Source organism: Methanolobus sp. ZRKC3 (assembly GCF_045291275.1).
Taxonomy (GTDB): Archaea; Halobacteriota; Methanosarcinia; order Methanosarcinales; family Methanosarcinaceae; genus Methanolobus.
Genome location: NZ_CP146982.1, coordinates 1,557,005 through 1,571,345, shown reverse-complemented (window position 1 = coordinate 1,571,345; position 14,341 = coordinate 1,557,005). Strand labels below are relative to the sequence as shown.

The 14,341-nt window shown below is 43.7% G+C and carries 15 protein-coding genes; 5 read left to right on the top strand and 10 right to left on the bottom strand.

The genetic code is table 11. The features are described 5' to 3' along the window. Positions 1-63 precede the first annotated feature (63 nt). The 10 genes from V7O66_RS07915 to ahbD form a co-directional block, all read right to left on the bottom strand. On the bottom strand, positions 64-843 hold the full coding sequence (locus V7O66_RS07915; protein WP_406659768.1) for a dihydroorotate dehydrogenase electron transfer subunit: 780 nt from the start codon (positions 841-843) through the stop codon (positions 64-66). After that, the gene (locus tag V7O66_RS07910; RefSeq protein WP_406659767.1) at positions 843-1,745 is read right to left on the bottom strand and encodes a dihydroorotate dehydrogenase; all 903 of its coding nucleotides are present in this window, start codon (positions 1,743-1,745) and stop codon (positions 843-845) included. The genes V7O66_RS07915 and V7O66_RS07910 overlap by 1 nt, the downstream gene beginning before the upstream one ends. Before the next feature lie 12 nt (positions 1,746-1,757). After that, the gene (gene hemC, locus V7O66_RS07905) at positions 1,758-2,681 is read right to left on the bottom strand and encodes a hydroxymethylbilane synthase (RefSeq protein WP_406659766.1); all 924 of its coding nucleotides are present in this window, start codon (positions 2,679-2,681) and stop codon (positions 1,758-1,760) included. A gap of 10 nt (positions 2,682-2,691) precedes the next feature. Continuing rightward, positions 2,692-3,957 carry a glutamate-1-semialdehyde 2,1-aminomutase gene (hemL, locus tag V7O66_RS07900; protein WP_406659765.1) on the bottom strand — a complete coding sequence of 422 codons (1,266 nt, stop codon included), beginning with the start codon at positions 3,955-3,957 and terminating at the stop codon, positions 2,692-2,694. A 15-nt stretch (positions 3,958-3,972) separates the two neighbouring features. Continuing rightward, complete coding sequence (gene hemB, locus V7O66_RS07895) at positions 3,973-4,947, bottom strand: porphobilinogen synthase (protein WP_406659764.1); 975 nt, start codon at positions 4,945-4,947, stop codon at positions 3,973-3,975. A gap of 9 nt (positions 4,948-4,956) precedes the next feature. Next, positions 4,957-6,222, bottom strand: coding sequence for a glutamyl-tRNA reductase (gene hemA, locus V7O66_RS07890; RefSeq protein ID WP_406659763.1), 1,266 nt, complete (start codon positions 6,220-6,222; stop codon positions 4,957-4,959). 71 nt (positions 6,223-6,293) lie between these two features. Continuing rightward, positions 6,294-6,962, bottom strand: a complete 669-nt coding sequence (locus V7O66_RS07885; RefSeq protein WP_406659762.1) for a bifunctional precorrin-2 dehydrogenase/sirohydrochlorin ferrochelatase — start codon at positions 6,960-6,962, stop codon at positions 6,294-6,296. A 50-nt stretch (positions 6,963-7,012) separates the two neighbouring features. Then, a complete protein-coding gene (gene ahbB, locus V7O66_RS07880; RefSeq protein ID WP_406659761.1) occupies positions 7,013-7,471 on the bottom strand; it encodes a siroheme decarboxylase subunit beta in 459 nt (152 codons plus the stop codon). Positions 7,472-7,475: 4 nt separating this feature from the next. Beyond that, positions 7,476-7,931 (bottom strand): siroheme decarboxylase subunit alpha, encoded by a 456-nt coding sequence (gene ahbA / locus V7O66_RS07875; RefSeq protein WP_406659760.1) that lies wholly within the window; start codon positions 7,929-7,931, stop codon positions 7,476-7,478. A gap of 5 nt (positions 7,932-7,936) precedes the next feature. Next, a complete protein-coding gene (gene ahbD / locus V7O66_RS07870) occupies positions 7,937-8,992 on the bottom strand; it encodes a heme b synthase (protein ID WP_406659759.1) in 1,056 nt (351 codons plus the stop codon). Between the two features lie 358 nt (positions 8,993-9,350). On the opposite strand from ahbD, the gene V7O66_RS07865 reads away from it, so the two are divergent. The 5 genes from V7O66_RS07865 (at position 9,351) to V7O66_RS07845 (ending at position 14,340) form a co-directional block, all read left to right on the top strand. Further along, positions 9,351-9,731, top strand: coding sequence for a cytochrome c maturation protein CcmE (locus V7O66_RS07865; protein ID WP_406659758.1), 381 nt, complete (start codon positions 9,351-9,353; stop codon positions 9,729-9,731). A 22-nt stretch (positions 9,732-9,753) separates the two neighbouring features. Next, complete coding sequence (locus V7O66_RS07860; RefSeq protein ID WP_406659757.1) at positions 9,754-10,635, top strand: polyprenyl synthetase family protein; 882 nt, start codon at positions 9,754-9,756, stop codon at positions 10,633-10,635. Between the two features lie 16 nt (positions 10,636-10,651). After that, positions 10,652-11,845: a radical SAM protein gene (locus V7O66_RS07855; protein WP_406659756.1), complete on the top strand. Its 1,194-nt coding sequence runs from the start codon at positions 10,652-10,654 to the stop codon at positions 11,843-11,845. Between the two features lie 232 nt (positions 11,846-12,077). Next, positions 12,078-12,404: an ATP synthase archaeal subunit H gene (gene ahaH / locus V7O66_RS07850; protein WP_406659755.1), complete on the top strand. Its 327-nt coding sequence runs from the start codon at positions 12,078-12,080 to the stop codon at positions 12,402-12,404. Beyond that, complete coding sequence (locus tag V7O66_RS07845) at positions 12,397-14,340, top strand: V-type ATP synthase subunit I (RefSeq protein ID WP_406659754.1); 1,944 nt, start codon at positions 12,397-12,399, stop codon at positions 14,338-14,340. The genes ahaH and V7O66_RS07845 overlap by 8 nt, the downstream gene beginning before the upstream one ends. The last annotated feature ends 1 nt before the right edge of the window (position 14,341 follow it).

Sequence of the window (14,341 nt, the reverse complement as noted above, 5' to 3'; positions counted from 1 at the left end):
GTAATGAAAATAATTCATAACCAAACATTTTAAAATAGAAGGTATCCACAAGATTGGACACCATCAGAACTTCTTTTTATTTCCGCTTGGTCCTCTCATGTAGTTGCCAAACTCTGAATCGATAAGTTGCATTCCATTGAATACCGGTCCGTCCTTGCAGACTCTCAGGCCACCGTTGTCCATACAGCAGGCACCGCAAACACCGATTGCACATTTAAAATACCTGTGAAGGCTGAACTCTGTCCTGTCAAGAACCTCTTCTTTGCTTAGGATCCCAAAAATACATTTCATCATCATTTCGGGGCCACAGGTGTATATCCTGTCAAAACGGGAGCTATCGAATTCAGAGAGCACATCAGTGACAAAGCCGCAGCGGTGTGCTGATCCATCATCGGTAGTTATATGAAGACTGCCGCATGCTGCAAACCTGTCAATGAACAAAAGTTCATCTGCATTACGGGCGCCAAGTATTGTTGTAACGCAGGCTCCTGCATTCATTGCATATTCGGCTAGAAGCGCTATGGCTGCAGACCCTACGCCACCTGCCACTATTAGTATGTTCTCATCCTTTTCCGGAATTGTGTATCCGTTACCAAAGGGACCACGTATGCCGAGTTCATCTCCTTCCTTAAGCTCAAAGAGCTTTTCAGTTGCATCACCAACCTTCTGCACAGTGATGGCATTTTTGTAGGCAAGTGTCATGGGTATTTCGTCCACGCCTCTTATCCATACCATCACGAACTGTCCTGGCTGTGCATCATCGAATTCCCTGTCAAAAAAGAAAGTCCTGGTGGAAGGTGATTCGTGGACTATCTTTGTGATTTTTACGTTAGTGGGGTACATTAGTTCCTCTCGTGGGCAAGCCCTATGATGTCGGCGTAGCTCTTGTATCCTTTTTCAGTTATGAATTTGTCAATACCGTCAGCGATGCTCGGGAACACGTTCAGGTCATCGTAAACTGCAGATCCTACCTGAACTGCACTGGCTCCTGCCATCATCATCTCGACTGCATCTTCCCATGTTGATATACCGCCTACGCCGATTATGGGGATATCCAGGGCAGCGTAAAGGTCGTAAACGCACTTTACAGCAACGGGTTTCACTGCCTTGCCTGAAAGCCCTCCAAACCTGTTCCCAAGTATGGGGTAGCCGCTATGGATGTCTATTGCCATTCCTTTTAAAGTGTTGATGGCTACTATGGCATCGGCTCCTCCTCTCTGGGCTGCCTGGCCAATAGGTGCGATATCATTTACGTTAGGTGTAAGCTTAACCCATACTGGTATGTCAACAGCATCACATACTGCAGCAGTGATCTCTTCAACTGCACATGCATCGCAGCCAATGGTTGCTCCGTATCCCTGTGCATGGGGGCAGCTAACATTCAACTCATATGCATGAGGTTTTGACTCTCTAAGTCCTTCTGCTACCTGAACGAATTCTGCAGCGTTTCCTCCAAATATGCTGGCAATTATGGGGACATCGGTATTTTTTCTTGCATTTTCGAGCTCACCGGAAAAATCCGGGTATGATGGATTTGGGAGCCCCATTGCGTTAAGAAACCCGTAACCCAGGTTTATCATGCTGGGATTTTTATGTCCTTCCTTTGGCTGTGGTCCTATGGATTTTGTAACCACTGCGCCAGCACCTGTATTTGCAACACGGACAAGGGATGCACCTGTTGTTCCCATAATACCTGCTGCAAGTATGGTAGGATTTTTGAGTTTAAGCCCTGTGATCTCTATCATGCTATCTCCGTATCAAAAATCTTTTTCTACAAGCTGGCAGACTGCTCTCTGGACCAGTTCTTTTCCACCAAGTTCTACCAGTTCGTTTGCAAGTATTCTGGCATATTCGGTGTATCTATCAACTGGGATATAATCTTCTACCTGTACTTGTTCGGAACCGTCCAGGGCCAGTACTTCTGCACGAACATGTATCTCATCATCGTTGACGAATTGTGCAAAAGATCCTATGGGTGCAGTACATCCTCCTTCTATGTCGGTTATGACTATGCGCTCGATCTCAGTTTCTATCCTTGTTTGCTGGTGGTCGAGTTCCTCTGTGATATCTTCCGCATCAGTACCGGCAAGGGTTACAACTGCTATGGTTCCCTGGTTTGCAGAGGGTATGAAATTTCCAGGCAGGAGCCTTTCCACGTCCATTTCCCATTCCATACGCTGCAGTCCTGCTTCTGCGAGCAGTATTCCGTCATAGAGTCCTTCCTCAAGCTTCTTTATACGGGTATTGATGTTACCTCGCAGATCCTGTACCTCAAGGTCTGGTCTGTATCTGAGTATCTGTGCACGCCTGCGCATGGAGCTGGTTCCAATTACGGCACCTGGTGGCAGTTCATCGATCCTTGCACCATCATTTGTCAGAAGTACATCGTATGGTGAATCCCTCTTCAGGACTGCAGAGGTGGAAAACTCTTCTGGGCGCACAGTGGGGAGGTCTTTCATGGAATGGACTGCAATATCGACCTCTCCATTTGTCATTTTGTCGTCAAGTTCCCGCACAAAAACACCAACACCTGCAACCTCATGCAGAGGGCGATCAGTAAAAGTGTCTCCTGATGTCCTGATTATGTTTTTTGTGGTCTCGACACCAATATCCAATAGTTTGCGCTCTATTATGTTCGCCTGTGCAAGGGCAAGTGCGCTTCCGCGGGTTCCTATTATCATGAATATCCCTTTATTTCAGGTTTGCTTCGTAAGCAGCAAGTGTTTTCTCAAGATCCTCTTCTGTATGTGCAGTGGAAAGGAAATTAGTCTCATACTGTGATGGTGGCAGGAAAACACCACTTTCCAGCATCTTGAAGAAGAATTTGAGGTATCCTTCCTTGTCACATTTCAGGGCTTCCTGGTAGTTCATTGGCTTGTCTCCAAAGAAGACCATGAACATGGATGCCAATCCTGAAACGGTGTAATCAAGCCCCCGATCAGTCACTATTTCTGTAAGTCTTGACCTGAAAGCATCTCCGGTGGCATTGATCTTCTTATGAACCTCTTCTTTCTCAAGTATATCAAGCACTGCAAGACCAGCTGCAACCGATGCAGGGCTTCCACTGAATGTGCCTGCCTGGTAAACACTTCCGGAAGGTGCTATCATATCAATGATCTCTTTCTTTCCGCCGAATATTCCAATAGGGAGGCCGCCTCCGATTATCTTACCAAGCGTTGTCATGTCAGGTGTAACGCCGTAGTATTCCTGTGCTCCTCCCATGGCAAGTCTGAAACCGGTGATGACCTCGTCGAATATGAGTACGATGTCGTTCTCCTCTGTGACCTTACGCACATCCTTCAGGTAATCTCCCTCTGGAAGTATGGGTCCGATGTTCCCCATAACAGGCTCCATGATAAGTGCAGCTACTTCATCATTGCCTTTCTCAATTACTGATGTGAGTGCTTCTATGTCGTTGAATGGTACTTGGAGTGTGTGTTTTGTAAAATCTGCAGGAATTCCTAGTGAATCTGGTTTTCCAAGTGTAGTAGCACCAGAGCCTGCCTGTACAAGCACTGCATCATGCGCTCCGTGGAATCCGCCTTCTATTTTAATGAACTTGTCCTTACTGGTGAATCCCCTTGCTGCGCGGATTGCGCTCATGGTTGCCTCGGTACCGGTTGATACGAATCTGAGCATATCTATGCTGGGGTAAATGCTTGCAACCTTGCTGGCAAGGTTTACTTCAAGGTCTGTTGGTGTGCCGTACAACCAGCCTTTGTCAAGCTGGGAGATGATCGCTTCTTTGATCTTTGGATTTGCATGCCCAAGTATATTGGGTCCGTATGCAAGACAGTAATCTATGTACTCATTACCATCAATATCGGTAATTTTGGAACCATTGGCAGATTCTGTGTAGAATGGGTATGGCTTGATGGCTCTCACGGGACTACTGACTCCTCCTGGGAGGAGGGTACTTGCTTTCTTGTACAATTCTCTGGACTTATCTAAAGGCATAGGATCACCATTGATTTATTTTAATATCCGTGCCATATCCTTGGCAAAATATGTAAGTATCATATCGGCGCCTGCACGTTTCATGGAAAGGAGAGATTCATACATAACCTTCTTCTCATCCATCCATCCATTCTGTGCGGCCGCTTTTATCATTGCATATTCTCCGCTGACATTGTATGCTGCGGTTGGCATCTTGAATTCTGTCTTGATGCGGTATATTATATCAAGATAGGAAAGTGCGGGTTTGACCATCAGTATGTCTGCACCCTCAAAGACATCAAGTTCTACCTCTCTTAATGCTTCATCGGAATTTGCAGGGTCCATCTGGTGGGTGGAACGGTCTCCGAAGGTACAGCCTGAATCTGCTGCATCCCTGAATGGTCCGTAAAATTCAGATGAATACTTTGCTGCATAGGACATGATGGGTATATTGTTGAAGTTGTTCCTGTCAAGCTCTGAACGTATTGCTGTGATCATACCATCCATCATGCCTGATGGTGCAACCATGTCAGCGCCTGCTTTTACATGACTTAAAGCGGTCTTTCCAAGTAACGGGAGGGTCTGGTCATTCAAGATCTCTTCTGTTTCAAAATCAACGACACCACAGTGGCCGTGGTCGGTGTATTCGCAGAGACAGACATCTGTTATCACATACATGTCCTTTCCAAGTTCGTTCTTGATCTCCTTGACCGCTCTCTGGACCACATCATGTTCTCCCCAGGCACAGCTTCCCGTTTCATTTTTATGTTCTGGGATTCCAAAAAGTATCAGAGCTGGTATCCCAAGATCTGCCGCTTCCTTTGCATCGTCGACAATCTTGTCCATGGGGAGTCTGTTCACGCCGGGCATGGATTGGATCTGTTGTGGGGAATCAATTGTTTCATCCACAAACATTGGGTGTATCAGGTCATCAACCGTAAGTGAGGTTTCCCTGATCATATCTTTTATCTTTCCGCTTCTCAACCTTCTCATTCTAAGTTCCGGGAACATGGTATCAGCTCATCTGCATTCGTTATTACTAGTATGTCTGTTCACATTGAATAAACGGGAAACCATATCAAGCAATTCATCATCGCCTTTCTCAGCAGCATGACGTAAAACCTTGGTAGGCTCTGCCATAATTTTGTTTACAATGGAGTGGGTAAGGTCATCAATGATCCTGCTTTCAATATCCCCTATTGTGTGGTAACTGCTTAACTTGTTAACTGCACGCTCTTTCTCCAGACTTCTGACCTTATAAAGTTGAGCATATATCTCGGATACGAGGTGATCCGCTTTCTGATGCTTGTACTGTTTGATAAGCAGGTCAAGTTCCTCGTCAATAATTGCCTGTGCTTTTTTAGCTTCTTCAAGCCTAAGCTCAAGGTTTTTCTCATTGATGACCCTGAGATTATCAATGTTGTATAGTGTTACATGTGGTATATCTGAAATAGCAGGATCAATATCCCTGGGATTGGCGATATCTATCAGAAGAATATCCTTTTCCCTGGACTTCATTGCATCAAGTAACTGGTCATATTTAAGAACAAAATGAGGTGCACCTGTTGCGGTGATAACAACATCGGAATTTCTGAGATTCTCGTTGATCTGGTCAAAACGGACTGCGTGTCCTCCCATTTCATCTGCAAGTTCCCTGGCCGCCTCGTAGGTGCGGTTTGCAATATACATAAGTTCGATATCTCTGTGCGACAGTGCTCTTGTAACCAGGGTTCCCATTTCTCCTGTTCCGATCACAAGGACTTTCTTGTTCTTGAGGTCTCCTACGGTCTCCTCTGCAAGATCCACAGATGCAGAAGCTATGGAAAGAGCGCCTCTGTTTATCTCAGTCTCGGTACGCACTCTTTTACCCACCTGTATTGCCTTGCTAAATGCCGTATCCAGCATTTTGCCAGTGGTTCCAAGCTTTTTTGCAACCTGGTACAGGTCCTTGATCTGGCCAAGTATCTGGTCTTCGCCTAATATCATGGACTCGAGCCCGGAAGATAGTCTCAAAAGATGCATGATGGATTCTTCGTGGTCGAAGAAATCGATGATGTTGGCTGATAATCCTCTGTCTTTTGCGAAATGGAACAGGACACTGCTACCTTTTGGAGAGACTATGTACATCTCTGCCCGGTTGCATGTCTTTAGTACTGCACATTCCTGCACGAATTCGTTATCATAAAGATCCATTATTAGTTTTTCAAGATCGCCGTCCCATGCTTCTTCCATTTCCTCCACAGTTGCTTTGGAGTGTGTGATGACCATGCTGGATATCTCAGTCATAGGCACACCTCTGTGAATCTGTTGAATAAAAGTGCATAAGCCGCCGGGGTAAAATATGATCGTGCATGTTATCAGACTTTCTCGCTAATTTTCATTACTATATCCTGTGCTGTTTTAAACCCTTTTTCATAGGATTCCCCGAGCGCAGACCATACTTCCTTGCTATCCAGTATCTGCCAGAGTATGTCCTTACGTTCTCTCTGTTCAGGTACGTTTTCTTTCAGGTAGCTGCGGATGGCATCCTGTATCCTGATCATATCTGCAAACTGTGGCGTGATGACCTTTTCCACTTTTTGCCTTGTGTATCTGGAAAAAGCAGGGCTTGAACCGGAAGTCGATATGCTGATGGTAAGGTCGCCTCTTTTTATAACTGATGGAACAGTCACATCTCCGATGGCATCGACCTGGTTTGTAAGAATTTCCTTCTGTTTGGCCACCGTGACAATTTTTTCATTTATTGACCTTTCATTTGTGGCAGGGATCACAAGAAAAGAACCTTCGATGAATTCAGCGATATTCTCATCGGAAAGGGTGTTTGCATCTTCTATGACTAAAATAAGATTTCCACTTTCGCCAGCTTCCTGGAGTATGGGGGTAAAATCTCTGCTAATGACTGTGACATCGGCATGTGGGGAGAAAAGCAAAGCCTTACGCTCTCCAACGGAGCCTCCTCCAAAAATAACTATTTTTTTATCGCTCATATCAATGAGCAATGGTAGAAAATGGTTTTCAGATACCATGGTATAGTCTCCCAACCCCATTTACTGCAAATTAGTTAAATATTGTGTCCTTAAAGTCGCACACCGGTCTTCTTGAACTCCCGTTCACTGAACAGTAGTTTGTAATCGTTAATTCCTGTAGCTTTTGATATTTTTGCTGCCACTTCCTCACAATCATCTCTTGTGTAGGAATGCACCATTGTGAATAGGTTATAATTCCACTCCGGGCGGCGTGGTCGCTCATAACAGTGTGTAACCTCTGAGAAATTTGCCATAATGCTACCAACTTCATCGACTCTCTCGTCGGGTACGTTCCATATGCACATTGCATTTGCTACAATGCCTATATCTCTGTGTCCGATGGATGCACCAAAACGACGGATGATGCCTTTTTCCTGCATTCTCTTAATTCTTGAAATGACCTCTTCTTCTGTCATTTCAAGCTGGCCTGCAATTTCTGAAAAAGGTGAATGTGTAAGGGGGATGCCATCCTGTATGGCTCTTAATATTCTTTCTTCGACATCGTCCATGTTATCACTTGATGTTGAATCTGACTCCTATCTTGAACAACTTCTTTGTTGGGAGGTTTACAAATTCAAGGTTGGTTTTGTCTCTCAGCTCATCCAGTATCGTGCATATCCTTTCCTTACTGGGTGCGGATAGGGTGAACCATATATTATACTTGTCCGGGCGTAGGTAATTGTGTGATACCTCGGGGTATTCGTTGATCTGGGCAGCAACCTCATCTATCCTTGGTATTGGTACGTTCACTGCCACAAGGGTGCTGGTACCTCCGATACTCTTTCGATTGATGATTGGTCCGATCTTCCTGACTGCACCTTCTTCATGTAATCTTTCAAGACGCTCTATTACTTCTTCTTCACTGATTCCAAGCTCTTCTCCTATTGCCTTAAACGGGTGGGTTACCAGGGGGAAGTCCAGCTGGATCTGGTTAAGAATTGTTTTGTCCGTTTTGTCCAGATCTATCATTTGAATCACTGTTTTTTAGGTACATATACACAATATGGTTCTTCTTCCAGGTAGTCTCCGGTGGCTGCATAAGCTCGTGCACGGCAACCTCCGCAAACTGTGTTATACTCACAATCTCCGCATTTTCCTTTTAGTTTAGTGACATCACGAAGGTCGTTGAATACTTTGGAATTGTCCCATATTTCCTTGAATGGCTTCTCTTTTATATTTCCGGCAAGAGCAGGCAGATATCCACAGGGGTATACTTCTCCGACACTTGAAACAAAGCAGAACCCGGTTCCTCCAAGGCACCCTTTTGTCATAGCCTCGTAACCATGGGTCTTGACACTTATTTCGATACCTTCTTTCTTTGCTCTCTGGCGCATTATCCTGAAATAATGCGGTGCACATGTGGCTTTAAACTGGATGTCTGTTGTTTTTTGTTGCTCGTAGAACCAGTTCAATATCTTTTCATATTCTACAGGGGGGATCTCTTCGTTCTCAAGTTCTTTCCCTCTGCCGGTGGGGACTAGCAGGAATATGTGCAGTGCTTCAGCTCCGATGTCCTTTGCCAGGTCCAGGATGCCGGGAATCTCTTCAATATTGTTCTTTGTGATCGTGGGGTTGATCTGGAATCCGATGCCAGCTTCTTTTAGTATCTCTATGCCCTTCATTGAGTTTTCAAAGGCACCGGGTACGCATCTGAAGTCATCATGGGTCTGCGGGCTTGCCCCATCCAGACTAATGCTTATTCTCTGAACGCCCACATCCTTGAGCTTATCGGCAATTTCTGGTGTGAGGAGTGTACCATTGGTTGCCATGGCTACGCGAAGTCCCTTTTCAGTCGCATGTTTTGCCAGATCAAAAATATCTTCACGAACCAGGGGTTCTCCACCACTGAGGATGAGTATTGGGTTCCCCATATCTGCGATCTGGTCTATGAAATCCAGTGCTTCCTCAGTTGTAAGCTCACCTTCCGGTTTCTTAAAAGTTGATGAACCTCTGCAATGTCGGCAGGAAAGGTTACATCCTGCAGTCGTTTCCCATGCAATAAGTCTTGGAGCTTTGGCCATATTAATCATTTAAAAGTTTTTATTTAAAGATTCACTCTACTATATATAGGATGGGACTATACTAGTCCACGCCCATATTAATAGTTAGTTGTTGCCATTTTTCTGATTATTTCAGCGCAATGGTATAACATTTAATATGTACAATATTTAGCATAACCTAAATATTTATGGTTGATTACTTTAGTAATGTTATTCAAGTTTAACCTGATGAAGGGGTGATTCTTTATAGGCGCGTTACAGCTTGCATTTGCACTTACCTGGCTTACTTTTGCAGTTTACATCATATATCTGCTAAAGGATCGCCTTTCATTAAAGAAGAAATGCCCTTCTATCAAATGATTGACCGTCTTACTATTAAGGTGCTGTTATGGAGAAAAAACAGAAGACTGTTATTGCAGTTGTTTTCATAGCTCTTGTGGCTGCAGTTGGTTTATGGAATGTGGATCTTTCTCAGGGTTATCTGGTGATTTCCGAGCTGGTGGAGAATCACGAAGACTATGTTGGGCAGAATGTCAATACCATGGGCACTATTAAAAATGGTACTCTCGATATGTCTACTGGTGGCATTTCATTTATCCTGCAGGATTCTGAGGATGATTCGTTCGAAGTGGAAGTTGAATATACTGGCTCACTCCCTGCCAATCTGGTTGAAGGTAGTGGCATAAGTATCAGTGGAAAAATGGTTTCGAACAACAGGGTAGAGGCCACTCAGATAGTAATGGGATGTCCTTCCAAATATACTGAATGAACTGATGATGGCAGGGATCATTATGAAAATAGAAGATCTGAGCGAGTACGATTTGATCAAATCCTCTATGGATGAGCTTGTCAACTCTATGGATGCTGGTTCACAGATGAAGAAAATGATGCTGCATATATGCAGCTCAGGTGGTAAGAGCATTCGTCCTGTTATGTTGTTACTGTGCACTGAGATATGTGGTGGCAAGCCTGAGGAAAGCATTGATGCAGCCCTTGCAATAGAACTTATCCATTCCGCTTCCCTGATACACGATGATGTGCTTGATGGTGGCATTATGCGCAGGGGGGTAGAATCTGCTCATCAGAAGTATGGTATTCCTGCAGCAATTCTTTGCGGTGACTTTCTTATTTCAAAAGCAATCTCTCTTATATCTTCTTACGGGCATGATGCGGTCTATGAGTTCGGTCGGGCAGGCATGTATATGGCTGAAGGTGAAACTATTGATATTGCCAGTGTGAGTGAAGAGTTTCAGGAAAAGAACTATTTCGATTGCATAAAAAAGAAGACTGCATCACTTTTTGCATCCAGTGCTGCCATTGGTGCTTTTGTTGCCGGTGTGGATATGCAAACCGCCATGAAATTTCATTCGTTTGGTGAGTATGTAGGCACTGCATATCAAATGGTTGATGACTTACTTGAATACCTTGACCGCCTTGAGGACAAGCAATCGACCTATGAGTCCACGACGTTGCCTCTAATATATGAGCAAACCATGGGTCGCGATGAGGTTGTTGAGAAAATTATGGCTGAGATATTACTTTATGTCAATAAGGCGAAGGCTTTGCTGGATGAATGTCCTCAGTCAGAAGCAAAAGAAAAGTTGCTGCTGGTTGCAGACCTTATTACAGTAGATCTACTTCCTTCTCATATTATCAATAATAATTTTAATTGAATTACCAGGTGAATACATGAGGGTTTATGATAAATCAATAATCAAGGTGAATGCAAGCACCGAAAACGGAATGATCGTGCTTGACACAGAAGGTCCGCTATCTCCGGTGGCTAAGCCGATCATAAAACACATAAATGGTATTTTTCAGGAAGAAAAACCAATATCTTCAGATGGTGACGATATAATATTTTCAACATGGGTTCCCCCTATGCCTGGGCCAGTGTTCAACAGAATGATCAGTGCAGAGATATCTGCAATACTCAGGCGAAGGGTTCCTGACCAGTTCTCAATTGCGATCACAGGCAGATGTCCTAATGATTGTATCCATTGTGGGGCAGCAGGTATTGTTATCGATCCTGAATTGAGCTTCGATGAGATCAATCATGCAGTTGATCAGGCACTTGATCTTGGTACGCATTATGTGTCCTTTGATGGTGGGGAAACGATGCTCCGTAAGGACCTTGTGGATATGGTTGCAAAAGTTGACAAAAGTCGTGCTGTAGCTACTTGTTTCACATCTGGTTTTGCTCTTGATGAGAAGCGAGCAATGGACCTTAAGAAGGCAGGACTTTATGCAGCTCATATGAGCCTTGACAGTCCTCATGAGAAAGAACATGATCGTGTGAGGGGTCGTGAGGGTGCATTCAAGGATACGGTCAAGGGTGTAAAACATGTGCTTGATGCAGATATTCTTGCGGATCTTTTTGTGGTCGTGTCGCCGGATAATATAGATGACCTTGATGGTTTCTATGATTTTGCGGTGGATATGGGCATGCAGGAAATGTCTATTTATGAGATAGTAGCGGTGGGTCGCTGGATGGAACACGAGGATGAGGTGGTATCTGAAAAGGATGTCAAACGTTTGGGTGCTTTCCAGAAATCCATGAACAGAAGATCAGATGGTCCAAGGGTAACTGCTTTCCCGTATTTCATGGGACCTGATCAGTTCGGTTGTTTTGCCGGAAGGCGATGGATGCATACTACTGCAGGTGGCGATGTGTTGCCATGTGCTTACACGCCTATTTCCTTTGGGAATATTCGTGAGGATGACCTTGCAACTATCTGGAAGCGTATGGGTAAGCATGTAGCTTACAGGTGCTCTGCTGAGTACTGTATGATGCGCAATCCTGAATTCAGGAATAAATATATTCATTCTATTCCTGAAGGTGAAAGCCTGCCGTTCAGGATAGACCTTCAAACACCTCGTTAATGGGATATTTTTTCCCATATTCTCATTTATTTTCTATTTATTTTTTATATATGTATCTAATATTTTTCCATGTGCACTGTATGTCATAGTTAAATATGTGCATATGGGCAATATAATGAAAAATCATTATCAATATCGGTGAAATATCTTCGAAACATTTATATGTGATTTAGCAGTAGATGGTGTAATTTACGCGATATATTAATAAAGCAATCATCATATGAGGAGTAGCATGGCCAAAGAAAAAATCTTGTCAGAAATCAAAGAGGCAGAAGGCAATGCACGCAGAATGGTGGAAGACGGCATTAAACAGAAGAACGAACGTATAGTCAGTGCTCGTTCTGAGGCCCGGGAAATTCTTAAACAGGCCGAAATTGATGCACAAACATCTGCAAAAAGTGCACTGAAGTCTGCGGAAGAATCGCTCGCTTCTGAAAAAGAAAAGCTGATTCAGGATGGTCGAACCGAATCCGAAGTAATCACCAAGAACGCTGAATCTAACATTGATAAAGCTGTTCAGAATTTATTAACAGAGTTCGAGAGGGCAATACATGCTTGAACCAAAACGGATGAGCCGTGCCGTAATTGTTGGGCACAAAAGCATCCTTGAACCAACCATAGATGCTTTACACACTGCTAATCTGTTTCAGATGGATGATTTTGTAGAGGATGGTTCCGGTCTTCAAATTGGAAAGCCTATTGGTGACATCAGTGAAGTTTCAAAGAAGCTTGTTAAGATCAGATCAATTGCCAGCCTGCTTGGTATAGTCGATAAGACTTCCCAGAAACAGGATGCTAATTCAGTACTTAGTAAACTGGATTCCGATCTGAGTGAACTTGATTCCCAGTTAACGGTCAAGACTGATAAAAAGGGTGAATTTGAAGCTGAGCTCAAAGAACTTGCTTCAACTAAAAAAGAATTACTCCCTTTTGCAAATATTAATCTTGATCTTGGACTCTATCACGGATATGAGAATTTGGCTGTTTTCGCAGGACATGTAAAAGATGATCCTGGTGTTGCAGTTTCCAAATCCGTTTCTTCCTTTGATCATTTCTATGATTCAAAAGAGGGTGTAGTTGTACTCTTTGCAGCAAAGGGTGACTCTGCTAAAGTTACTGAAGCATTAGCAACTGTTAGTTTCAGAGAAGTCCGAGTTCCCAATGTAAGCGGTGTGCCTGCAAGTATCCTTTCTGATCTGGAATCAAAAGAAGCAAAGGTCATGGGAAAGATCTCAGCACTTGATGCAGAAGTCGACTCTTTGAAAGAGAAGTACGCTGATTTCATTCTTGCAAGCAATGAAGTTCTTTCAATTCAGACTGAAAAATCAGAAGTTCCTCTTAGAGTAGCTACTTCTGATAGCACATTTATAATAGATGGATGGGTGCTCACTGAGAATTTTGCAGAACTTGAAAAAGTTGTTGAATCTGCAACAAACGGACGTGCATTTATTTCCGAACAGGAAATTACGCATGACGATGAAAAACTTATTCCAGTTGAGTATAATAATCCAAAAGTATCCGCTCCTTTTCAGGAGATCATGGATCTTTATTCCCGTCCCAGCTACAAAGAGCTGGACCCAAGTTCTTTAATATTCATCAGTTTCCCTCTCTTCTATGGAATGATACTTGGTGACATTGGTTATGCAGTTATTCTTCTTGCACTTGCCCTTGGAATCAAGAAGTTAGTCTCCATAGAGGCTATCAAGCCATTGATGAACATTCTTATCTATTGTCAGATATCGACTTTAATATTTGGTGTTCTTTATGGTGAATTCCTCGGATTCCCACTAGCAAGTCTTCATTCGGAGCATGGTGTGATCCCTGGTTTGATTAAGGGATTTGAAACTGTAGATCTCATTGCCTCTCCGGTAGGCGGGGAAATGATAACTTATCCTGTTCATAGGACTCATCTTGTAATGACTATGATCGTTGCAACGGCACTTGTCGGTTTCCTTCACATTTCAGTTGGCTTTATGCTTGGTTTTATCAATGTGAAGAAACAGCACGGTGTTGTAGAAGCTATCTTTGAGAAAGGTAGTTGGCTGGTCGTGGAATTAGGTATCGTTCTTGCGGTGCTTGGTTACCTGGGCATGCTTCCTATCATGGTAGGTGTCGCCGTTCTGGTGATAGGTATCATTATGCTTCTCAAGGGAGAAGGCTTCAATGGAGTTGTCGAATTACCGGCACTTCTGAGTAATTCATTGTCCTACACTCGTATCATTGCGGTAGGATTGTCATCTATCTATATTGCGTCAACTGTTAACCTGATCGCATTCGACATGATCTGGAAACCAGGTACGCCTATTGGTGGAATGACCATATTTGCAATAATTGTGTTCTTAGCAGGACACACATTAAACACTGCCCTGAGTATTCTTGCCCCCGGTTTACACTCACTCAGGTTGCAGTATGTAGAATTCTTTGGTAAATTCTACAAAGGTGGGGGACGCAAGTACAATCCATTTGGATATACTAGAAAATACACGGAGGATTAAG